The organism is Okeania sp. SIO3B5 (assembly GCF_010692555.1).
GTDB lineage: Bacteria > Cyanobacteriota > Cyanobacteriia > Cyanobacteriales > Microcoleaceae > Okeania.
In genome coordinates this window covers 1-24,312 of the sequence record NZ_JAAHHG010000039.1, presented here as the reverse complement: position 1 = coordinate 24,312, position 24,312 = coordinate 1, and the positions used below count along the sequence as shown (strand labels likewise).

Below are 24,312 nucleotides of genomic sequence, written 5' to 3'. Positions count from 1 at the left end.
TTTCAAGCCTCCTTATTGCAGAGGTACTGATAACTGTTAACGCAGTTCCTCCGGAGGAGGCTAACTGATAACTGAAATGGCCAGTTACAAAATCCTAAAACAATTACAAATCAATACTTTTAACTTTTAACTTTTGACTTTTAACTTCCGCATAGCGACACTAGAATTTTGTTCGCAATTCTAAAGGTTTTCACTCATATTGACTAGAGTAAAAATTATAGATATTTCTAAAGGTAGTAGAAGTTATAGAAATAGTTGGATTATATGTTAATTAAAACCGCTATAAAATAGGTCTTGCCGATTAAATATAAAAGCATTTACTGATATTGGTTAAAGCTTTTTTTGGGTTGAAAAAATTGCCATATTTTTAGCCCAAAACACTCAAAAAGCTAGCATAAAAGGCAGAATAATTGCATAAAAACCAAGGAACAAATCTATCCGACTACCTCCTCTATAAATTCTATTCTCTCTTCCTCCTAACTACTCTCTACTCCCCCACTCCCCTACTCCCCTACTCCCCCACTCCCCTACTCCCCTACTCCCCCACTCCCCCACTCCCCTACTCCTAAAAAAAGACTTTTTCAGCAAACCCTAAAATAGGACTACTATATTACAATTATGTCAAACTTCTGACTACTCTATAAATCAAATATGTCTTCAAGCACAGACTTACAAACTATCGCATTGCAATACCAAAAACAGGCAGAAAATTATTTATCCCAAGGCAAAATAGAATCAGCGATCGCTTCTTATGAAAAAATTATAGAACTTCAACCTGAACATTGGGGAATTTACCAAAAATTGGGAGATATTTACCTCCAAGAAGAAAATTTTTCACAGGCTATTACTATTTACCAAAATGCCATTCAACTTAATCCTAATTTTTCCTGGTTTTATCACAAATTAGGAGAAGCTTTAATGCAACTTCAACAGTGGGAAAAAGCTGTCACCGCATATCAACGTGCTATAGAACTTAACCCTGATTTTTCTTGGTCATATCAGAAACTGGGAGAGAGCTTTATTCAACTATCAAAATGGGATTTGGCAACTACAGCATTTAGACAGGGGATTAAATTGAATCCGGATTTTTATTTATCTTACGAAAAATTAGGAGAAGCACTGACTCAACAAGATAATTTACATGAAGCAGTAACTGCCTACCAAAAAGCTATAAAAATTAATCCTAATTCCTACTGGTCTCACAATAAATTAGGAGAAACTTTAATTACATTAAGTAAATTAGACCAAGCTGAGACAACTCTGCAAAAAGCAATTGAAATTAATCCAAAAATCTACTTTGCTCACCATAATTTAGGAGAAGTTTTATTCAAACAACAAAGAGAAACAGAAGCCATTGTCAAATATCATCAAGCCATCAAAATTAATCCAAATTCTTATTGGTCTCATAACTCATTAGGAGATACTTTGCTAAAATTAGAAAATTGGGAAGAAGCCATAACAACATACCGTCGTGCCATAGAAATTAATCCTAACTATTATTGGTCTTATAATTCATTAGGAGATGTTCTAGAAACTACAGGAAAATCAGACCAAGCAATTACCAGTTACTTAAAAGCAATAGAACTTAATCCAGAAATAGATAGACCTCATTTATGTTTATGGAATTTGTTTCTCAAACAAGATAAATGGGAAAAAGCAGAAAAAATCTACCGCCAAGAAATTGAAAAAAATCCTCATAACTATTGGCTATGGAATTATCTAGGAAATACTCTAGTAAAACAACAAAGATTAGATGAAGCGATCGCCTCTTATCAAAAAGCTCTTTCTATTCAACCTAATATTTCTGAAATTTATCAATTTTTAGGGGATGCTTTTATTCAACAACAAAAGTGGGATGAAGCTGCTATTGTTTATCTGCGCGCTGTAGAACTTAACCCTGAATTATCCTGGTCAAATTATAATTTATGGAACACTTTAGAAAGCTGCGGAAAATTAGATGAAGTAGTCAATTTATATCGGCAGTTTATTCAACAAAATCCAGATTCATATTTGTCCTATATAAATCTCGGAGAAATTCTGACAAAACAGAATCAAATAGATGAAGCAATTATTTATTACCAAACTGCTTGTTACCAACAAACTTTAAAATCTTACCCCTCCCTTTACCAAAAACAGTGGAATTTGACAGACATTCAAAATCCTAACTTTCTAATTATTGGAGTAGGAAAAGGAGGAACTACCTCCTTATTTAGTTATCTCATCCAACATCCTCAAATTTTATCCCCTGTTGTCAAAGAAATAAATTTTTGGTCGATGAACTTTGACAAAGGAATAAATTGGTATCTCTCTCATTTTCCTGCCATTCCAAACCATCAAAATTTAATCACTGGAGAAGCAAGTCCTAGTTACTTAGGAAATTGGGAAGCACCAGACAGAATATTCAATTACTTTCCCAAAATCAAATTAATAATTATGTTGAGAAACCCTGTAGATAGAGCTATTTCTCACTACTATCATTGGCGAAGGATAAATAGAGAAAATCGCCCTTTAGAAACAGCATTAAATCAAGAATTAGAAAATTGGCAAATGATTTATAAAAATTCCCCCTTAGACAGTAGTTATTGGCATCATGAATTATATTATTTAGGCACTGGCATATACATAGATTTTATCCATAATTGGATGAGAATATTTCCTCAAGAACAATTTCTAATTTTACCCACAGAAGAATTTTATCGAACTCCAACAAGCATGATGAAACGAGTCTTTAATTTTCTGAATTTGCCAAATTATAAAATTCCTGACTACAAGAAATTAAATTTAGGTTCCTATCCCCCTATCAATAAATCACTGCATCAAAAATTGAGCAATTTCTTTCGACCTCATAATCAAAAATTAGAGGAATATTTAGGTATAAAATTTAATTGGAAAATTTGAGGTGGATGATTAAAAGTTAGGAGAAAAATTTCGATAAAAACAGTAGGGTGAAGTTATTAGTTTCTCCCACAACTATAATGAAACGAGTCTTTGATTTTCTGAATTTGATAGTTTAGCAAATTTCCAACTAGATACGGTCTCGGGGTCTCCCATTATAATCTCTGATTTAACGGGAGGGGAATTGCCGACAGCTTGCTTTGTGGAGGTGTCGATTGATTTTCAAATATAGCAGTAAAGAGTAGTATAAGAATTATGATAATTACTCATTGCTACAAAATCAAGCCTACTCTTGGACAGTCAGCCAAAATTGATTATTGGCTAGAGCTGCTAAGGAGGCATTGGAATTATGCCCTCGGTCAACGCTTGGACTGGTTAAACAGAACCAGATGTCAAGTAGACCGATGCTCAATAGTATCATGTCCTATTGGTGAGATTTCTGGCAAGCCAGATTATTATTTTCAACAATCAGCACTTAAACAGACAAAACAGTTATTTCCTGACTACAAAGAAATCTCCATACGAAGTTCAGCAAATTAATTTACAAAGACTAGATAAAGCCTGGAAACGTTGGTTAATACCCGATCAAACTGGTAAGCGTGGAGGACGACCAAGATTTAAAAAATTAGGAAAGTTAAGGTCATTTTGTTTCAGTAGAGTCAATCATCCTAAAGCAGTAATTAAATTTGATGGTAAACAAATAATTACTACGAGGTTTGGTGCTATGAGAGTCATAGTTCATAGAGCTATTCCAGACGGTATGACGATAAAAACTGCAACTATAACTAAAAAAGCTGATGGTTATTATGTAAGTTTCAGTTTAGAAGATAAGTCGATTCCTAGTCTAATTCCTACAGAAAATATTAAAACTGCTGTAGGTATTGATGTCGGCTTAAAAGAATTTTTGACTACTAATACTGGAGAGACTGTTCCTGTACCTAAATTCTATAGAAAATCTCAATCTAATTTAGCAAGAAAGCAAAAAAAAGTATCTAGAAAAAAAATTGGGTCAAACAACTGGAAAAAAGCACAAAATAAAATAGCTAAATTACATCAACATATTGCCAGACAAAGAGAAGATTTCCACTATAAAACAGCTCATAAGTTAGTTAAAGAATATGAGTTAATTGCTGTGGAAAACCTGAACATTAAAGGTTTAGCTAGAAATAGCAAATTATCAAAATCAATTTATGATGTAGCCTGGGGAGCTTTTATTGAAAAATTGAATGCAGTGGCGGTAAAACGCGGTGTTCTTATGATTAAAGTTAATCCTCACAATACATCACAAAATTGTAGTAATTGTGGCCACAAAGTACCTAAAACTTTGTCAGTTAGAACTCACTGTTGTCCTAAATGTAAAGTAGTTTTAGATCGGGACGAGAATGCAGCAATTAACATATTAAATAAGGCATTAAACGAGGTGGGTATCATCTTGTCTGCTTGTGGAGGCTTAGACGGTAGTCAGCCTGTGAGACAAGAAACTTCTGAAACTTGGATTCAATTATCTCTGTTTTAGAAGCTCCCGTTATAATCTTTGATTTAACGAGAGAGAACTTCACACTATCAAATTCCCGATCGCCAGAAATTCAATGGAGGGCTTTATCCACCTATCAGGAAATTACTGCCTCAAAAATTGAGATATTTCTCTCAAGCTGAAATTCACAACTTAGAATCAGACTTAATATATGAAATTTAACTAGGAAACTAGATATAGATGACTAAAATTCCTCAATTAGAATCAAGCTTATAGATGAAACTTAACTGGAAAACTTGAGATGGATGACTACGAATTAGGAGAAAAATTTCTCGAACAACAACAGTGGGATAAAGCTGTTAATGCCTACCATCAAGCAATAAAGCTCAACCCAAATTTTTCTTGGTCTTACTATAAATTAGGACAAGCTTTGACTAAACTACAAAAATGGGATGAAGCTATTACAGCTTACCGTCAAGCCATCAAACTAAACCCTGACTTTCCTTGGTCTTACCATAACTTAGGAAATGCCCTAATTAAACTAGAAAAATACTCAGAAGCTGTCGTTGCTTACCGTCAAATTATTAAAATTAATCCTGATAGTTATTGGGATTACAATAAATTAGGAGAAGCACTGGTTAATGTCGGGGAATTTGAGCAAGCCATTGTTTCTTATCAAACAGCAATTCAACTCAAACCAGAACTTAAAGGTACTCATCAAAAATTAGCAGATATTCTTTTTCAAATTGGCAAACTAGAAGCAGCAGAAATAGCATATCGTCAAGCAATAAAACTAAATCCAGAAGTAGTTTGGTATCGCCAATGTCTGGGAGATGTTTTACTTAAACAAAAAAAATTAGATGAAGCGATCGCTACTTATTTGGAGGTTGCTCAAGTTAGACCAGATTTACCTTGGATGCACTTACAGTTAGGAGATGCTTTTGCCCAACTTTCTCAATCAAATTTAGATGAAACTATCAATTATTATTGTCAAGCTATTAAAAATCCAGACCAATATCCTATTTATCAAACAGCACTATATCTCATCAGAGAAAATCCAGAACTATATCTAAAATTAGGCACAGCTTTAGCACAAGCAAATCAGATTTCTGGAGCCATCATTATCTATTATATGTTGCGAGAAATATTCCCTAGTAAATATCAAATAGATATCCTTCGGGAATTAGAGAAAATATTACGGCAAAAAATTCAACTAGAACAAGATTTAACCTCATATTATGTTGCTGTGGAAACTAATCAAGATAGTCAATCTTACTATTATCTAGGATTAGCTTTAACCCAACAACAAAAATGGTTAGAAGCTTCTATTGCCTACCATCGTGCCATAGAAATTAATCCTGATTTTGCTTGGTGGTCTGATACTCGTCTCTGGGAAACCTTTGAAAAATTAGGCAAACTTGAGGAGACAGTAAATTTATTTCAGAAACTTATTGAAAATCAAAATAATTCAGTTTCCACTTACCTAAACTTAGCAGAAGCTTTAACTCAAGTAGACAGAATTAATGAAGCGATAAAATATTATCAAACAGCCTCTAAAAATTATATTTATAAAACCCATCCCACCTTTGTTAACCAACACTGGAATTCAGAACAATTATCAGAAGCCAACTTTCTAATTATTGGAGTAGGCAAAGGAGGAACCACCTCTCTTTATAGCTATATAACTAAACATCCCCAAGTCTTACCTGCCATCAAAAAAGAAATACATTTTTGGTCTTTCAATTTCCATAGAGGTATAGATTGGTATCGGGCACATTTCCCTCCCATTTCAGAGTCAAAAAAATTTTTAACTGGAGAAGCAAGCATTACCTATTTTGATGCTCAATATGCTCCCTGTAGAATCTTTCATTTTTTTCCCAAAACCAAACTAATTCTCATTATGAGAAATCCTGTCGATCGAGCAATTTCTCATTACTATCATCAAGTACGTTTAAATAAAGAATTTCGTTCTTGTGAAGTAGCTATTAATTCTCAACTTGAAAAACTCAGCAAAATTTCTCATCCTAATTATTGGAATTTTGCAGGAGATTATATTGCTTCTGGCGTATATGTAGAATTCCTCAAGAAATGGTTAGCTATTTTTCCTAGAGAACAATTACTAATTTTGAAAAGTGAAGACTTTTATCGTGACTCGGCAACTACCATGAAGCAAGTTTTCGACTTTCTAGGCTTGCCAGATTATCAAATACCAGACTATCCAAAATTAAATGCTGGTTCTTATTCTTCTATTAGTGAGTCACTTCGACAAAAATTAAATGATTATTTTCAACCTCATAATCAGCGTTTAGAAGCATATTTGGGTATCAAATTTAATTGGTAGAAGGTAAGCAGTCAGCTATCAGCTATTAATTCATTGCCTTGAGAGGTAGAAGAAGGTTTGAGGTTTTAGGCAGAGCGGTTTTATTCTAAACTGTGCCATTTTATGTATTGAGGAAACTTCCTTATTTCAAGCTTGAGGAAATTTATCTTTCGCTGTCTGAAAATCAATAAATTTATTACCAAAATCTAGAATGAAATGAACCTGGGTTTTAGGTGTTGCTTCAACAATTAACAATTGTCTCTCTTTAGAAGAGATAGGATTGACTCATAAGGATTTATTTCTTTTTTATCCTTGTATCATTCCGGATAATTAGTGACCAAAAAACTTTCTCCTCCTTAATATCTTATAAACTCCCTCTTCTTATCGAAAATTTATGGTCTAAAGCCTTCCCTTTTAAGGAGATAAAAAAAAGAGAATGTTCCATATTTTAAGCCTCCTTATTGCAGAGGTACTTTTGTACTTATTCAAAATTTGTTTTTTTGAGGCTATACCTCTCGGCTGAAAATTGGCAGATTTGAGGTGCTATTAACGAAAATACTAGGTTATAGCCTTGTATTGAAGAGTCTTTTCTTAGGTTTAGACACAACATTGGCACAATATCTGATGTACAAACTATGTACCAAATCGCTGAAACAACGCAAGCTCGTGAAATATTTTGTAATAATTTGGGGAAAATTAGGCTACTTTGATTTAGATAAATAATATTAAAAGCTGTATTTGATTAGTAAAAGCTATATTGAGCGATCGCGATTTAGTTCTATTTTTGAAACTTACTTTGCAATACTCTGAAAAAGTAGAATTGTAAGTAGTAATAATTTTTTAATTGCTTTGTCATACTATAATTCCTTGGAGCGATCGCTCTATTTCTGGATTTTTCTGTTTTGAGTAAATCGGGAAAAGTCTATGGAGAAAGATTTACTGAAAGTATGGGGTTTTACAAGGAATTGTGCAGAAATTGCAGCAGCCGCTTGTATGTAAAACTTTCAAGGAAAATAGGTAGAGCGAGATTTTTTCTACTCCTTCTCCGGTGGGGCAGCACGGGGAAGTAAAACCAAAGTTGCTCCTGCGGAGCCGCTGCGCGAACGTGAAATGTCCGCCGGGTTGCCGGGAGTCAACGAGAAGCCCGCGCTATAATCTCCGATTTAGCGACGGGAACTGTCACCTTATGTCTCCCACATTCTCTCTATAGTAATATGATTTTAGTTGTGAGATATTGGAGACTTTTGTTTTAGGTATGGAGGGAATAGGTATGGAGGGAAAAAACGAAAATATAAGAATAAGAAAACTGCTATATTCTATGCTTTAAAGGAAAACTTCAATTCTCACATCTGATTCCTGATTGCTATATATGAATCCTTAGTTGAACAAAACATTGCCAATTTTGGAGTTGGATTTTGATTGAGATTTTGCTGGAATTAGAGAATGTTTATCACTAGAGACTTGCTGTTTTGCGTTTTTGTATTTCAGTAGTTGGTAATAATAAAGTGTCTTCTATTTCTTGTCGAACTTCTCGACTGACATAGCAATCGCTGTTGAGGCAATTTAGAAGTAAAACATTGGCATGATAATACTCTTTTAAGACTAAGAAATCATAATTATTCAACTGCCAATCGTGACAAATATTGCGATATTTAATTATTAAATTTCTTAATTTATCACTCCAAACTGGACGTTTCCTTCTCCATGATGCCCGAAAATTTTCCTTTGGTTGATTAGACTGTGGCAGTTCAGATTTTAGTTTTTGTAATTCTCGTTTAAATTCTAGTTCAATTTTATTCTCCATAATACTATCAATTTTATTTTCCAGCATAGTATGGGGGTAAAAATACAAAACATTCTCATAACTTAGCAAATCATATAATTCTTTATCAATCATAAAATCAGAGTCATATAATTCTTTATCAATCATAAAATCAGCAGCTCACTATAAACACAGTAAAATGGAAAAGCGATCGCTAAATATAATTACCAAAATTCCACCCTCGCTACTCATTTCGTTATTTCTAGACACCCAAGTTTGAACCCACAACTGTCATTGCACGAAGCACCGAAAAAAGGTTGGATTTCTCATTGCACGTGGAAAAAAATGATGATAGTCTAAGTATAGTTGGGGGTTGTTCGCCCCTACGCATGACTTTTTATTCAACGCAAAAACAGCAGCTCACTATAAACACAGTAAAATGGAAAAGCGATCGCTAATATAGATGAGTAAAATTCGACGACCGCCACTCATCAAAATCGTCATTGCCAAGCTCCCAAATTTAAACCCACAACTGTCATTGCACGAAGCACCGAAAAAAGGTTGGATTTCTCATTGCACGTCAAAAAAAATGATGATAGTATAAGTACCGTTGGGGGTCGTTCGCCCCTACGCATGACTTTTTATTCAATGCAAAAACAGCAGCTCACAATCAAAACAGTAATATGAAAAAGCGATCGCTAAATCCTTTATGCTGAAAGCACTTATAATGTTAATTATTCTTATGTTTATTTCTCCCCTACTCCTCACTCCCCCACTCCCCTACTTCCCCTCAATATAACTATCAATAACTTTCATAATATTAACCCCCGTTAATTTCACATAATCATCCATATATTTAGTACCAGGAGTAAGCGCTGGTAAATTTTTTCTGTAAGTAGGTAGCCAAAATTCACTATTAATACTCCAATTTTTAACAGTACTTTGATAATTTTCCAGATAATTTTGAATCAAATACTCATAGACAAATTGTTTTCTAATACTTCGACTTTTAATTTCCTCTCGGTTTCCTAGATTCAGATAATAATCAAAATTGGCATATTTAATATCAATCACCTGAATAGAGATTTTATTCATAATTTTATTTAGGAAATTACTAAAACTTTGATTGATTTCTTTGAGAGAGCGGAGTCTATCCTTATCCCGAAAGAGAGACAGATAAAATATGTTGTCTTTAAGGAGATATTCAGACCCCAAAACATAATCAATAAACCGTTGAAAAAATCTATCGGGAGATAAGATGCCAAATTTAAGAGCTAGATAAAATATGTGATTCAAGTTTTCCATCATTTGTAGTTGTTCGAGATTAAAGTCATCCAAAATTTCCCAATAAGAATAAAACTGATTTGGCAAGGAGTTAACTATCAGTGTATCTCCCTCAAGTTTGCAGAATTTAGCTAACTCGTTAAAAGTATGGTTTTCTAGTTCTGGGTTTTGATTAAGAAGGGCAATTTTTAATTGATATTTATTGCATTTAAAGGTGGTGTAGTACTGTAAGTCATTCCAATTTTTGATTTTTTCAATTTTATATGAAGTTGTAGGTCTGATTAAATCTGGGAGTGTGGAGTTTGAGCGATTATTTTTAGTCTGAAATGAAATAATTACAGCATCGGGAAAAATATCCTTACCGTTGACATGAAAAATCTTACTCAAATCAATAATTCTATTTTTGTAATTCAAATGAGCAATTATTTCAGAAGCAATATATCGGCTATTCAGATAACAGACAAAACATGGATTTGTGTATCTGAGCAGATAAGTTAAACACATTCCCTCCCAAACACTATGAAAATTATTGAATCCCCATATTTTGCCATCTTCTACATCATCCAATTCCCCAAATAAAAATTTCTCAACCGCATCATAAAAATCCCAATAATCTATGTCTTTTAACGCCGTATAGTTATCAATTGCTTCTAAAGCATCTGTCAAAGTATTGATGATTAAGGAATAATGGTTTTCGCTAAACAGACTATATTCATACCCAATATACTTTTGCCGAAACCTAGCAGATAGAGCAGCAATTTCTGGATTAACATTTTCGCCTAATTTTTGTTTAATCTCAGTAAATATATAACAATACATAGCCACAATATCAGAAGCTTCATAAGATATTTGTTGGCGAGGTATATCAATAGAGTCAATAAAAATAGCACCATTATTCAGGAAAGTAGATTTGTGAAGATAACGATGAATTTTACTATAGTCTATAGTTTCAGATTTACTAAGACGAGAGACAAGTGCTAATATTTTCAATTCATCGTAGACATCTAAAATATTATCTAAGGCATCAAGTTTGCTATAAAAAATGCTTTCTTGATTATCGTTTATAATAACTTCTTTTCCTGCTTCCTGTTTTAATACACCATCGCGATCATTAATTTTGATATTTTTCTGCAAATATCCTTTTTCTTGATAAATATTTTGCACAATTTTCATAACTTTATAGAGCTTGAAAAATAATTCACATTTAAAGTCAAATTTATTAATATTCGGGTCATCCTGAGTAAATCCTTTAGGTAAATGAAAAATCAACTTACCTCCCTTTTTTTCAATGCCGACAAAAGAATATTTAGTATTAACTCTAGGTTTTAATTCGGCAAAATTTATCATTTTTATGAGGAAGGAAGAAAGTGTTTAATTAGGGTTTGCTTATGGAAAGTCTTTTTGCTGGGGTAGGAGACAGGAGACAGGGGAAATGGGAATTTAGAAGAGGTAGGAGTTAAGAATTGTCTCTCTATTTTCCTGCAATAATCATCCTAAGATACTAGCTTTTTGAGTTTTTTCTACCGAAAAGCTGGTACTTTTTTCAAGTCTAAAACGCTAAAACCAATATCAGTCAATACTTTTAGAATTAATCAGCAGAGCAATAATTATCTAGAAGAGAGAGAAGAAGGAAGAATTAAAGCAGATAAATAAATTTAGGGACTAATGTTAAGTCCAGATAGTTAGTGATTGAAATAAACCAGGGCAATAAATTTAGAGACTAATATTAAGCTCAGATAATCGGTAATTATAAAACCAAAATATGAATTTCTTCTTCACTTCTTATCCACAACAAAACCACCGACTACCAAAATATCAGACTGAGCAAAAACTCCTATTGCGACATACGCAACAAAACCACCGACTACCAAAATATCAGACTGAGCAAAAACTCCTATTGCGACATACGCAACAAAACCACCGACTGCCAAAAAAATATCAGACTGAGCAAAAACTCCTATTGCGACATACGCAACAAAACCACTGACTGCCAAAAAAATATCAAACTAAGCAAAAACTCCTATTGCGACATACGCAACAAAACCACCGACTACCAAAAAAATATCAAACTAAGCAAAAACTCCTATTGCGACATACGCAACAAAGCTACTAGATGTCTCCTAAAAATAAATCCCGATCTAACAATCAAAAATCTTATTTTGGTCTAGAAATTATCAGTAGTATATTAGAACATATCCACAGTCATCCTCAATTCGATCGCAACATTTACTGAGAATTAAGTATGAATAAAGAGAAAAATTATTAGATACAAGCAATAAAACTACACGAACAACGGCAAGAGTTAGTATCAACAAAAAATATAAGAATTATTGCACCTGGTAGTAGTAGAGCGCCATGATTATCCCCATCAGAGCAAATCATTTTCACTTTAATTTATTGAAGAAATTTGACAACATTTCAACTACCTTTAAATTCAATTCAGAGGAGTTTAAACAATTAATAATTAATAATCAATAATTAGGGTTTGCTGAAAAAAGTCTTTTTGCTTGGGTAGGAGACAGCTATACTCGAGACAGGAGACAGAATAAATGGGAATAAGCGAGGAGATAGGAGTAAGAATTGTCCCTTGACTTTTCTGCCCAACTATGTGCCTAAAATACTAACTTTTTGAGCGTTTTAGACGTGATACAAGGCACTTTTTTCTACCCCAAAAAGGCTAAAGTATTTATATATTAATGCTTTTAGATTTAATCAGCAAGCCCTAATTACCTCTCCTTGAAAATAAGAGGATTGACTCAAAGGAATTTTTTTTTCTTTTTCCTCTTAAAAGGGGAGGCTTTAAACCACAATTTATCGGTAAAACTACTGCCAACTATACCTTTAATTACTGGTTTCTAATAATTGGGTAATTGTTACCACCAAATCTGCTAAAACAGGTCATTTCAGTTATCAGTTATCAGTTGTAAAAAAAACTCAAGCGATCGAGAAATTGTTAAAGAAATTACGAGCAAATTAAGTAACAATTTTTATAATACTAAATCTGGTTGAAAATCCTACCGAAAAATTAAGGTATAAAGCCTCTCCATTAATGGAGAAAAAAGCGGTCGAGGGATGGCGTTTTGCTCCGCAACATATAAAGCGGAGCGGCTCTGATAAGAGTGAGTCTCCTCGCCATATCCAATCGACCAAGAGAAGAAAAAAATTCCTTTTAACCCAATCCTCTCCTTGAAAAGGAGAGGTAATTCTAAATTATTAATTCTAAATTATTGAACTCTTTCCTTCTATCCTCTACCTTTTTCTGTATTAAATATCCTCTATAAACAGCCAAAAATAAAATCAGTTAAAAAGTCAACCATTCACAAGAAATAATCGCATCAATAAAATCATCAGATAAAGCAATAAAATCAGAATATGTAATTAATTTAATACTTTGTTTATCCCCTTTTGATAATAAATCTTCCAAAGGTCTTCTATCTCTAGGAAATACACTATCCCACAGATAAAACATTAACTTATTCTCTATAGATTCTTTAGTAACTTGATTATCTTCAGACTTCAAAAACCAAACCCCAATTTGTTTATCTTCAATGCGACGAATTAGATGATGATTGACCTTAATAAAATCATTCAACTTATTCACAAAAGAAACCCATTTCTCATCCCTACCCTCGATCGCTACATCTTTAATTTTTTCTATTCCATAACCAGGCACATCCACATATTCCCAATCCCATCTCCGCTTGAAGGCACTATCCAGATAATAAATCGACTCATCCGAAGTATTAATCGTCGCAATAATTGATAAATTTCTAGGAATAGAAATTCTCTGACTTGTCAAATTTTCTAATACCCTTAAACCATCCTGATTATCACTCATCTCTAAATTCATCTTTGTCATCTTACAAAAAACATCAAAATTACTTCCATCCACTTGTATATTTTTATCAGTTGTTTGAGCATCATACCCCATAGATCCTAACAAAGCCACTATTTCTAACTCTGATAAATTAACATCATAAGTTGACCAATCATCTGTTTCTCTATCTAATAATTGAAAAATAGGACCGAATATAGCAGCAGCATTACCTCGGTTTAATTCGTCAATTACTAACAGCACATTCTCATTACTATTATTAATTAAATTTTTGTAAGCTAATCCTAATGCTCGTAAAAAATGACCTTGATAAAATTTATATATAACCGAACTACCGATAGTCTGTGGCAATAATTTTCCGACAAAATCAGCATAAGTATATTCAGGATGAAAAACTGTTTTAATTGTGTTTTCTAATGATTTTGTTTGTTCATGCCATTTAATTCCCAACGAATTAGTTGCTATCTCTCGCACTTTATAACTTTTGCCTGTACCTGGACTGCCAAATAGAATTTTCTGAATAGGTTTAGCAGTTATATTTTCGTTGTGCATAAAATATCTTGAAATATCTTGAAATCAGGAAAAATGGGTCATCTCAGTTATCAGTTATCAGTTATCAGTTATCAGTAACAATTTCATACTTTTTATCTATATGCTTGAATTTTTGACAAATTATTTAACACTTCTCTCTTTTTGAGTATTTATTATTTAGAATAAACTTTGAATAATTATATATAGGAATATGACTTGAGTTGTGAGATATTGCTAACTTTTAGGGAACAGGGAACAGGGAACAGAGAAGAAGAAAAAAAACAGATTATATGAATATCATAATTGCTATATTCTATACTTTTAAGGAACATCTCAATTCTCACAACTAGATTCCTGATTTATAGTAAGAATCATCGCGATATAGTAGCCAGAAATAAGTTTTTAATAAGCGTTAGTCTGAGAAAGTACATCCAAAATTTACTTATTTCAACTTTCCTTTATATATTTTTACTAAGTAGTCAAGCAAAATTAATTGTATATTTGATAGTCAGTTTAAATAGTAGGAAAAATTATTTTTAGATTGACTGCTCAAATACAAAAGTATATTTTATTCCCTATTTCCTATTCCCTATTTCCTGTTGTATAGAAAATATTAAAGCAATAGACAATAGGAGTAATAGTTTCAAATTTTTAACAAAATTATTTCTAACTCAGGACTTACGCAGCACCGCTACATCTAGTGTATAAATTGTTCATTGTTGCCAATGCAACCACTATAATTAGTGCTTTTCCGTAAGTCCTGTAACTAAAAATTTACAAAAAATAATAACGGTGCGTCACTGCGCACCGCCAGGTATGATTTATATAGCGCCTCATCAGTATGAAAATTGCTATAAATATAATCTAACTCAAAAAATAATCAGGCTAAAGATTGACGCATTGGAGTACGACCATAAGGATGTCCCTTATAACTAATTACGATTTGATGAGCTAACCATAAATCTAAACACCGACGCATTAATAGGTAGCGATCGCGCCAAAGCTGATGGCACTTTTCTGTAGACGGGCAGTCAATCACCATTACTACCCTAGACCCAACTAACTCGCGGTTTAACTGACAACTGTCTAAATCTATAGGACTCTGAGTCTGAAACCGTTCAATTGCGACAGATTCTATATTATTCATCTAAAATACTTCAGTAATTTGTAAACCGTACGAAAAAAACTGTAGAAAAATGAAACAGCTTTTATCTTGATATTGGATTAACCAATACTGGCTGTACGGCACAGCTCACTATTCCCTCGGCAGTAAATGCCCCTGGGAATTTCTTATCTTATATTTGAAGACTACCCTTAGCTTTAGCTAGGGGATAAATAAAGATCGGCAGCCGAAATGACAATGCTATAGGTCGGTACTATGTCAAAGGTACTGGCTTAACCAACTATGCCTGTTTAACCATTGAGTTCTAGAGCATGGGACTGGCAGAGCATCTCAAGATAGGAACTTTAACACTGACCTGTAACTTAGACTGCAAAGGTATAAGGCTAGTCAGGTGTTGGCTGGCAAAGACTTCGAGCCGTCTGTCCAACCCCTTGAACTTTAGTCCTGGGATTCCTGACTACATATCTTTATTGATTATAAAATAAATATAAAGAACTTTGGGAATAATGTAAAGCAGAAATTTGTGTAATTTATAGTTTTCTTGCTGTCAAAATAGATACTTTTCATTAAAGCAAAAGTCAAAAATAAAAAGTCAAAAGTTTTTGTTTTACTGATAACTGATACATTTTATTTCGGATAAAATGTTTAAAAGTCAGTATAGATAAAGAAAAAAAAGTCTATAGCTGAAATGAAAGTTACTCACAATGCACCAGTTTACGATCGGCGCTATCCTAATATTTTAGATATAGCAGGGAACAGGGAACACCGGAGCTGGGAACACCGGAGTTGGGAACAGGGAACAGTGGTAAAAGCTTTTCTCTATCTCAGGTTCATCATCAATCTCTGTCCTAACCAACTCTTTCCTTGCTTTATATCAGATTGTTCTTATAGAACCCATTTGAGATCTATATAATTAGGGTTTGCTGATTAAATCTAAAAGTATTTACAGATAAAAGTTTCAGCCTTATTAATATTATGTTCGGATAATCAGTTATAAAAAACCTTCTGCCTTCTAACCTTGCTCTTTCCCTTCTGCCTTCTGCCCTCTGCCTCCTGCCTTCGATCAACAGATATTATAAGTATTCAACCGAACATGATATAAGTTGAAAAAAAGTACCATATTTTCGGCTAAGAAAGCTCAAAAAGTTAGTATTTGTGTAAGAGTTGGGCAGAAAAATTAAGGGATAAAACTTAGCTCCTACCTCCTCTAAATTCCCCATTCCTCCTGTCTCCAGTATAGCTGTCTCCTACCCTCACCCATAAGACTTTTTCAGCAAGCCCTAATTATGGTAGTCAAGTCTTTTCGCGCATCAATTTTGAGGAAAAATCATCTCAAGGAGTTGAATTTTTTGTATTATCTCTGCCCACATCTTCCCTCTTCCTTCTTCCCTCTTCCCTTTTCCCTCTTGACTCCTGTCTCCAGTATAGCTGTCTCCTGACTCCTAGATAAAAAAACTTGGTATTTATCAAGATACGGTTAGGGGTTCTATAGGTAAAGCAGTCGAAACAAAGGTCAGGAAAGATCGAGAGCAGAAAGCTCAGATAACGCCAGATTTTTCCTTCTGCCTTCTGCCTTCTGCCATAAAGCAAATATCAATCCAACTTTGATGTTGGCAAGGGGTCTCCCGTTATACATAAGTTAACGGGAGGGGAATTGCCGACCAACAATAAACCGCGTAGCGTCCACTTAATTTCTTGCATTGTGTACTTTTTTGTGTTATTGGTGATTATATCAGGAGTAGCGGTAATACGCACCTGAGATAACCATGAAAACGATATAGAGTATGGGGTTCAATTCAGAAGTTCTAGTCAGCCCGTGAAAAGGTAAAACTCTTGAGGGAACGTATCGGAGTACACAATTGTTCAGTACAAAAAGGCGGTGGGTCTCATCGTCTCTGTCTGCGGAGGGTTAAGTGGTTGCACTCCCTTTGAAACAGAAATCCCTATCCGTGAGGTTGGGAAGCCTACATCATAATCTTTGATTTGATGTAGAAGAACGTCACTCATTGGGAGGCCCCGTGTTATCTAGCCTGACAGCAACTAATTCTCGCCGAGCTGAAATAGTCGAAATTGTCTTCCGTAACGGTTGGGGCTATATGAAAACCCTTCTGACAGGGGGCAAAACTGGGGAACCAGATATACCAACACCAGAAGTTCTACGCAATATTCTGGTAGATTTAGGCCCAGTATATGTAAAGCTCGGCCAGCTACTTAGTACCCGTCCAGACTTATTACCAGCAGACTATATTGACACCTTGTCAAGTTTGCAAGCTAATGTACCAGCAGTACCTTGGTCAGAAGTGGAAATTCTAATTCGTCAACAATTATCCCAACCTCTAGAAGAAATATTTAGCGATATTAATACTGAGTGTGTAGCAGCGGGTTCCATCGCTCAAACTTATAAAGCGACCTTAAAAGATGGTACGGAAGTAGCTCTAAAAGTTCAACGTCCTGGTATTGACAGAATAATTGACAAAGATACATCCCTGTTAAAAAGTTTAGCTGAATTGGTTTCATTCACAGATTTTGGCAATGACTACGATATAGTTTCTCTTGCGGAAGAATTTAGTGTTGCTCTGAAAGCTGAACTTGATTTCACCAAGGAAGCTGGTTATACCGATGAACTACGTCGAGACTTATCTACCAGTAAGTGGTTTTATCCCAAGCAAATAATGCTTCCGAAAGTATATTGGGAACTAACAACTCCGAAAATATTAGTTCTCGAATGGCTAAATGGTAAACCTATCTTATCAGCGAAGGTCAAAGGCATTAACAATAATGGGGATGTAGATGCAGAAAAGCAAGCACTCTCCACATTATTATGTCGTGCTTTCTTTCAACAGTTTTATATCACTGGTTTTTTTCACGCTGATCCTCATCCTGGGAACATATTTTATCTGGAAGATGGGCGCATTGCTTTGTTAGACTGTGGAATGGTAGGTCGCCTCGATCCTCGTAGTCAGGAGAATTTAACGGAATTATTATTAGCGATCGTCGATCTAGATGCTCAAAGATGTACTCAGTTAACTCTACAAATGGCAGAAGTCGCTCAACCACCAAATTTAGCTAAGGTGGAAAATGAGTATAGCAAAATGCTGCGGAAATATTATAATCTGAGCTTGGCTGAAATCAATTTTTCTGAAGTTTTTTATGACATATTACAATTATGTCGTAATAACAGAATTAAGTTGCCTAGTAATTTGGGTTTGTATTCCAAAACTTTAGCAAATTTGGAAGGTGTCGCTCGTAGTTTCTATCCTCAACTTAATCTTTTGGATGAGATTAAGCCATTAATGACGGATCTATTTCGGCGACAGTTATTAGGGGAAGATCCAGTTCAAACATTATTAAGAACAGCTATTGATGTGAAGAATTTGTCTTTGGAGTCACCTCGTCAATTAGACTTACTTTTAGATAGAGTTACTTCTGAAACATTGAAGTGGAATTTGACTTTAAAAGATATTGAACCTTTGGCTATTAGTGTAGATAAGTCAGCTAATAGACTATCTTTTAGTGTGGTTGTAGGTTCGTTAATTATTGGTGCTGCTATTGTAACTGCGGGTTCTCAAAGTAGTCAGTTATCTGTGTTAAGTGAAGCTTTATTTGCAGTAGCTAGTTTTCTTGGGTTGTGGTTAATTATTAGTATTCTTCGTTCTGGTCGTTGGAGAGAGTAAATAGGGTCTGCTGAACAAATTGGTTGGTGGAGGGTAGGACACGGGGACGCGGAGACACGGGGACGCGGAGATGGGGGGAAAAAAGCAACGGTTTCGGCCATTTTATGTGAAGAAAATTTCAGTATTGAATTATATTTTATAATCTGAACATAATATTAGAGAGTATTTGTAGATGAGTCTAAATAGTCTTGATTGTCTAAATACGTTTCAATATTCTCCAGAATTTGTCTCAAATATTCTACTACCTTATCTTGAATTTTTATTAGTTCATCAACACTTTTCTCCCTTCCTACTTCTGCAAAAGATTTAATGCCATGTGCTAAATCTTTTCTTTTAGTTTTAACTATTAATAAATCCCTACTATCAGTTTTTGTTTGCGAAGAAAATCCATACTCTTTAGCTACTGTTTTAATCTTTCTAGCATCAAAATTACCAGAAAATAGCTTTTCATTTCCAAACAATAGTTCTCCTTCTTCAAATACCGATTTATCAAATACTATAGTAATAATATCAAGAGATATATTTTTGATTTTCTCAGTAATTTTATCGGAATTTCTCTGCTTAAGATTATCAAGTACAATTTTTTTTAACTCCGGTCTAATTTGGTCAAATGAAACACCTTGATTTTTTAGTTCATCAAATATGGCTTCAATAGCATTTCTCATTGTCGATTCTATTAAATTGTAAAGCAATAAATAAGCACTTGCTTTCAAGGTATCTTCTAACCCCTTGTCTATTTTTTTAGGTCTACTATTTTCTTGACTTTCTGTAATTAATTTCATTTTTTCTTTCTGTAAATCATTGATAAAAGTCAAATATTCACTGACTTCTTTAGAGCGTTCATTAAAATCTTCAAATACAAATGATATGCTTGTCATTATTTATCTAACAGTCGATCTCTAACATATTCAATGCGTCGAATTACCTTTTTATTGGAACTACTTGCATCACCTTTCGTGTAATTTTGAAAATTACTCTTAGGAGAATTAAGCAAATCATCTCCTTGATAGTGAAAATTATTTTTTTCTCTCAAAGCAAGAGCAACACCTACAGAAAGAGATTCAAATTTAATCCTAGTAGTTGTTTGATTTAATTTTTTACCTGAACAAAAACCATTGGGAAAATTTTCTTCTACAAATTCTATCATTGTTTCAAATTCATGCTGCATTTTCTCTAAGTCTATATTTTTATCATCATTAGCATTTTTCAAATACTCATCAAGAAAATTAATTATTCCTAACTTACTATCAAAATTTTCATACCTATCCAAGAAAGCAAAAAAACGTAGTACAAATTCTTGAGGATCTTGTCGCTTAATAGCTGCTGAAGAAAAAGAACAAAGATTCCTAAATTTTGGTGATTTTGATAATTCTTCAATTAAATCAGTAACTTTTCCTGGTAATATACCTCTACGTTTTTCCATTTCATTTAACTGAATACTACCTGTATTAATTCTTTCAAAAATATCTCGTCGCGTTTCTTCATCTGCTTTTTCTGTTAGTTGAATTATCCGAACAGTAGCCCTGTTGAAGCGTCTCTGACGAGAAAGAAGTAAGTCTTCAAATCTAAAATTATTGAGTTGACTTAACTTTTTCAATTCACATAGTTTGAGTTCATTTTTAATAAATCTAGTTAGGGTACGAATACGTTGAGTACCATCAATAATTTCTAAACGAGCTTCATCTTCTTCATTTTCTTGATCATTAATATCAGCAACAAATACCGGAGGTATTGGTAATCCTAAAAATACAGACTCAATAAATTTTGACTGCCTTTCTTCATCCCAAATCATCTCTCTTTGATAATCAGGTATAAATAACTCATTAGTATCGTCTTCTTTTCCTTTCATATACTTTTGAACCAGAACTTCTACTGGATATTCCGTTGTTCTATAATTAACAGCCTTTTGCTTTTCCCTAATCTCAGCTTCAGCAGCTTCTTTTTGTTCTTTAGTTATGTTTGGTTTATTATTAGTAGCTTTCGACTTTAATGGCATATTTTTGTTTTAAGTAGTTTCTTTAAACCTAAAAGTATATTATAACAGTCGAAGGAAAAGTTAAGACCTATCAAAATATTAAAACTCAGACAAAATTAGATTTTTCTTTCTCTCCTAGATAACTAAACACTGAGATAACTAAAAACTTTCTTTCTCTCCTAGATAACTAAAAACTTTCTTTCTCTCCTAGATAACTAAAAACTTTCTTTCTCTCCTAGATAACTAAAAACTTTCTTTCTCTCCTAGATAACTAAAAACTGACTTTCTTCCTTCTTTCTTCTGGTATATAACTTCAGAGACAATTCATCAAGTAAATATTTAAGATAATTAAAAACAAAAAAGACATATATTCTGTATAAAATATTTTCTATAGCAATCCTAAATAATTCGCAATAATTGTTATTGCTTCGGTTTTTCTCATTCTCTGTTCCCTATTCCCTATTCCCTAAAATCTACAATATCTCACAACTCAAATAAGATTGCTAAATTTTGATATAACTATCATTTTTTGTAGTGTTGATTACAAATAATATCCAGTAGAAATTTCACCTATTGACAGGGGAGAAATCTACTATTGTTATTCTTTGATATCCATAGCAAGCTAGAATATATGATATAGCGTTTCTCAAATTACTGAGGTACAGTTGTTTTTCTTCTTTTCTATTCCCTATTCCCTACTCCCTACTCCCTAAAACAAACAAATTTTGTACCTCACCAGTATGGGAATTGCTATAGAAATAATTCTAAAATTTAAGCAATAAAGTTATGACAAACCAACAAAACCAACTTACCCAAACTTATGATCAAGACGATGCCCAACAAATTCTGCAAATTGCCCTAGCACGTCGCTCTGAAGGAGGTGAACTAACAAGAGCACAAGTATTAGAAATTGCTCATGAGATGGGTATTTCTCCAGAAGACTTAGCAGCAGCAGAACAAGAATGGCTTTCCCACCGGAGTGAATTTCAGGAAAAACAACTTTTTAATCAAGTTCGTCGAGACAAATTAAAGCAAAGTTTGATTAAATATGGCATCGTAAATTCATTTTTATTGTTGCTGAATTTAGTAACTGCTCATACTCTTTCCTGGTCTTTACCAATTTTATTATTGTGGGGATTATGGTTAGCTTTAGATGCCTGGAAAACTTTTCAAATTGAAGGAGAAGAATATGAAAAGGCTTTTCAAAGATGGCGTTTGAAAAAACAATTAGGTCAATCTTTTGGCTCTTTAGCAAATAAAATTTTAAAAAATTTACAGTCTTGAAAAGAAATTGAGAAAGTTGCTAAATAGACATCTTCAGAAAAGAGGGAATAGGGAATAGGGAATAGGGAGAAATAACTGATAATTTATGTACGATAATTGATTTGATTTTTTATTATTGGAGATGTCTAATTATATGGGTGCATCTCAATGCGTGAATAAAGCCAAAAAATTATCGCTTTTAGGGAACAGGGAACAGGGAACAGGGAACAGGGAATATATATATAGTAAAAAAAGTATTTTTGCAAATATGAGATGCACCCAATTATATATAGGAAAGAGAAAGTTTGTTTGATTAATTAAAACCATGGAAAATTACCCCTAATTCCTTACCTAACAAATAAGCGATCGCTCGCTTAAATTAATGAAAAAGTGAACGCCTATTATATCAAGTATGTCAAGTCCGGCAAAGAAGAAAGAAGAAGGCTTAAAAGCCTGAAAAAAACTTAAATTTCCTGTAAATATTCACCATAATTTTTACACAAATGATACCAGCGGACATGATATTATTAGTGCAGGATGGCAGAAATAACTAACCAGTTACAAAATCCTAAAAACCTTACCAATCAATATTTTTGACTTTTAACTTTTGACTGTCTTGAGTGCGTCTTACATTCTGAGGAAACCTCGCCAATTAGCACTCGCTTTTAACTTCCGCGTAGCGGCATTAGTGTGAAAACATTTACTTTAAATAAATTAAAAAATACCATGAGATTTATTAACCCCAAAATTGATTATGCTTTTAAAAGAATCTTCGGTTCTGACCAAAGTCAAGATATACTAATCAGCTTTTTAAATGCGATTATTTATAATGGTGAAAATACCATCAAATCCCTGACAATTATCAATCCATACACCCCTGGTCAAATTATCACTTTAAAAGAAACTTATTTAGATGTTAAAGCAGTTTTGCAAGACAATTCAATTGTGATTATTGAAATGCAAATAGCCACCACAACTGCTTTTGATAAACGAGTAGCTTATAATCTCTCTAAAACTTATGCTAATCAATTAGATAGAGGGGAACGTTACCATTTACTAAATCCAGTAATTGCTGTAACAATAACTGATTTTATTATGTTCGGAGAAACTGAGAAAGTCGTGACTAAATTTGTCTTTAAAGAGGAAGATGAATCTTTTGAATATAAATCTAATGTATTAAAATTAATCTTTGTACAATTACCAAAATTTCAGAAAAGTTTAGCAGAGATACAGACATTAATAGATAAGTGGATTTATTTCCTCAAAGAAACATCTTACTTAGAAACAATTCCAGAAAAATTGGGAGAAGTGCCAGAGATAGAACGTGCTTTAAATATTGCTAATCAAGCCAATTTTTCTTTAGAAGAATTAGACCAAGTAGACCGACGGGGCATGGCTTTGCAAGACGAAAGAGGAAGAATAACTGCTGCTAAATCAGAAATATTAATGCGTCAACTCAACAAAAGATTTGGTGAAATTTCTAATCAGATTAGTCGCCAATTTGATTATTTATCTGCTACTGACTTAGATAATTTAGCTGAAGCTGTTTTAGATTTTAATAATTTGGAGGATTTATTAATTTGGTTGGAGGAGAGAAAGTCTTTTTAATATCAGAAGAAAAAAATTAACAAGAAAACTTAAGCGTTTATACTAATGATACCAACAGAATTGATATTATACCAATTTGAAAAAGTTATGCTATCGCAATCAGCCTGATTTTAACAGTATATATAAAACCAACAATTGTAAGTATAACAAAGTTTTGGGTATAGCAGTTGAAGGAAAAGGTACGGACATATCAAAAGCATAAAACTCAAACAACACAAGATTTTTCCTTCTTCCTTCTTCCTTTTTCCTTATACCAATTCCCAAAAGTAATGCTATACTTATACAGCACTTCAGTTATTAAGTAATTAAAACAGGTTAAATGACTTTTTTGCTGATTAGCAGCTCATTTAATTTTAATTGTTCTTATGTTTACTACTCCCCTACTCCCCTACTCCCCTACTCCCCTACTCAAGAAAATGTAGAAAAATTGTTGAGAAATGGTATTATATCATGTCCGGATAATTAGTGATAAAAAACTTTCTCCTTCTTTTCTTCTTTCTTCCCTCCTGAATTCTGAATTCTGAATTCTGAATTCTGAGTGTTTATTTATAACTGTTCAACCGGACAT

At 33.4% G+C, this 24,312-nt stretch carries 17 protein-coding genes; 8 read left to right on the top strand and 9 right to left on the bottom strand.

The genetic code is table 11. From position 1 onward, the window contains the following. Positions 1–651: 651 nt before the first annotated feature. From F6K54_RS08355 to F6K54_RS08340, 4 genes are all read left to right on the top strand, one after another. Positions 652–2,898, top strand: coding sequence for a tetratricopeptide repeat-containing sulfotransferase family protein (locus tag F6K54_RS08355; protein WP_293076416.1), 2,247 nt, complete (start codon positions 652–654; stop codon positions 2,896–2,898). A gap of 252 nt (positions 2,899–3,150) precedes the next feature. Beyond that, positions 3,151–3,435 carry a helix-turn-helix domain-containing protein gene (locus F6K54_RS08350; protein WP_293076414.1) on the top strand — a complete coding sequence of 95 codons (285 nt, stop codon included), beginning with the start codon at positions 3,151–3,153 and terminating at the stop codon, positions 3,433–3,435. Further along, positions 3,326–4,411 carry a transposase gene (locus F6K54_RS08345; RefSeq protein ID WP_293076437.1) on the top strand — a complete coding sequence of 362 codons (1,086 nt, stop codon included), beginning with the start codon at positions 3,326–3,328 and terminating at the stop codon, positions 4,409–4,411. Before F6K54_RS08350 ends, F6K54_RS08345 begins: the two co-directional genes overlap by 110 nt. A 259-nt stretch (positions 4,412–4,670) precedes the next feature. Continuing rightward, complete coding sequence (locus F6K54_RS08340) at positions 4,671–6,710, top strand: tetratricopeptide repeat protein (protein WP_293076412.1); 2,040 nt, start codon at positions 4,671–4,673, stop codon at positions 6,708–6,710. 1,432 nt (positions 6,711–8,142) lie between these two features. Here F6K54_RS08340 and F6K54_RS08335 read toward each other — a convergent pair. Then, positions 8,143–8,619, bottom strand: coding sequence for a hypothetical protein (locus F6K54_RS08335; RefSeq protein ID WP_293076410.1), 477 nt, complete (start codon positions 8,617–8,619; stop codon positions 8,143–8,145). Between the two features lie 295 nt (positions 8,620–8,914). Here F6K54_RS08335 and F6K54_RS08330 point away from each other — a divergent pair, with 295 nt between their 5' ends. Further along, entirely contained in the window at positions 8,915–9,055 is a 141-nt protein-coding gene (locus F6K54_RS08330; RefSeq protein WP_293076408.1) for a hypothetical protein, read from the top strand. Between the two features lie 176 nt (positions 9,056–9,231). On the opposite strand, the gene F6K54_RS08325 is transcribed toward F6K54_RS08330, so the two are convergent. From F6K54_RS08325 to F6K54_RS08300, 6 genes are all read right to left on the bottom strand, one after another. Next, the gene (locus F6K54_RS08325) at positions 9,232–11,082 is read right to left on the bottom strand and encodes a hypothetical protein (RefSeq protein WP_293076406.1); all 1,851 of its coding nucleotides are present in this window, start codon (positions 11,080–11,082) and stop codon (positions 9,232–9,234) included. Between the two features lie 428 nt (positions 11,083–11,510). Continuing rightward, the gene (locus F6K54_RS08320) at positions 11,511–11,729 is read right to left on the bottom strand and encodes a hypothetical protein (protein ID WP_293076404.1); all 219 of its coding nucleotides are present in this window, start codon (positions 11,727–11,729) and stop codon (positions 11,511–11,513) included. Between the two features lie 268 nt (positions 11,730–11,997). Further along, positions 11,998–12,123 carry a hypothetical protein gene (locus F6K54_RS08315; RefSeq protein WP_293076402.1) on the bottom strand — a complete coding sequence of 42 codons (126 nt, stop codon included), beginning with the start codon at positions 12,121–12,123 and terminating at the stop codon, positions 11,998–12,000. 913 nt (positions 12,124–13,036) lie between these two features. Continuing rightward, a complete protein-coding gene (locus tag F6K54_RS08310; protein ID WP_293076400.1) occupies positions 13,037–14,122 on the bottom strand; it encodes a restriction endonuclease in 1,086 nt (361 codons plus the stop codon). 859 nt (positions 14,123–14,981) lie between these two features. After that, the gene (locus tag F6K54_RS08305; RefSeq protein ID WP_287275123.1) at positions 14,982–15,248 is read right to left on the bottom strand and encodes a hypothetical protein; all 267 of its coding nucleotides are present in this window, start codon (positions 15,246–15,248) and stop codon (positions 14,982–14,984) included. 1,489 nt (positions 15,249–16,737) lie between these two features. Beyond that, entirely contained in the window at positions 16,738–16,860 is a 123-nt protein-coding gene (locus F6K54_RS08300; protein ID WP_293076395.1) for a hypothetical protein, read from the bottom strand. A 382-nt stretch (positions 16,861–17,242) separates the two neighbouring features. Here F6K54_RS08300 and F6K54_RS08295 point away from each other — a divergent pair, with 382 nt between their 5' ends. Further along, positions 17,243–18,898, top strand: coding sequence for an AarF/ABC1/UbiB kinase family protein (locus tag F6K54_RS08295; protein WP_293076393.1), 1,656 nt, complete (start codon positions 17,243–17,245; stop codon positions 18,896–18,898). A 155-nt stretch (positions 18,899–19,053) separates the two neighbouring features. Here F6K54_RS08295 and F6K54_RS08290 read toward each other — a convergent pair whose 3' ends face one another. Together F6K54_RS08290 and F6K54_RS08285 are read right to left on the bottom strand one after the other, a co-directional pair. Beyond that, on the bottom strand, positions 19,054–19,776 hold the full coding sequence (locus F6K54_RS08290) for an MAE_28990/MAE_18760 family HEPN-like nuclease (protein WP_293076391.1): 723 nt from the start codon (positions 19,774–19,776) through the stop codon (positions 19,054–19,056). Further along, a complete protein-coding gene (locus F6K54_RS08285) occupies positions 19,776–20,894 on the bottom strand; it encodes a DUF262 domain-containing protein (RefSeq protein WP_293076389.1) in 1,119 nt (372 codons plus the stop codon). Before F6K54_RS08285 ends, F6K54_RS08290 begins: the two co-directional genes overlap by 1 nt. Positions 20,895–21,659: 765 nt before the next feature. Between F6K54_RS08285 and F6K54_RS08280 the strand changes: the two genes are divergently transcribed. Then, the gene (locus F6K54_RS08280; RefSeq protein ID WP_293076387.1) at positions 21,660–22,157 is read left to right on the top strand and encodes a 2TM domain-containing protein; all 498 of its coding nucleotides are present in this window, start codon (positions 21,660–21,662) and stop codon (positions 22,155–22,157) included. 705 nt (positions 22,158–22,862) lie between these two features. Next, the gene (locus tag F6K54_RS08275) at positions 22,863–23,744 is read left to right on the top strand and encodes an Rpn family recombination-promoting nuclease/putative transposase (protein WP_293076385.1); all 882 of its coding nucleotides are present in this window, start codon (positions 22,863–22,865) and stop codon (positions 23,742–23,744) included. Positions 23,745–24,312: the final 568 nt, after the last annotated feature.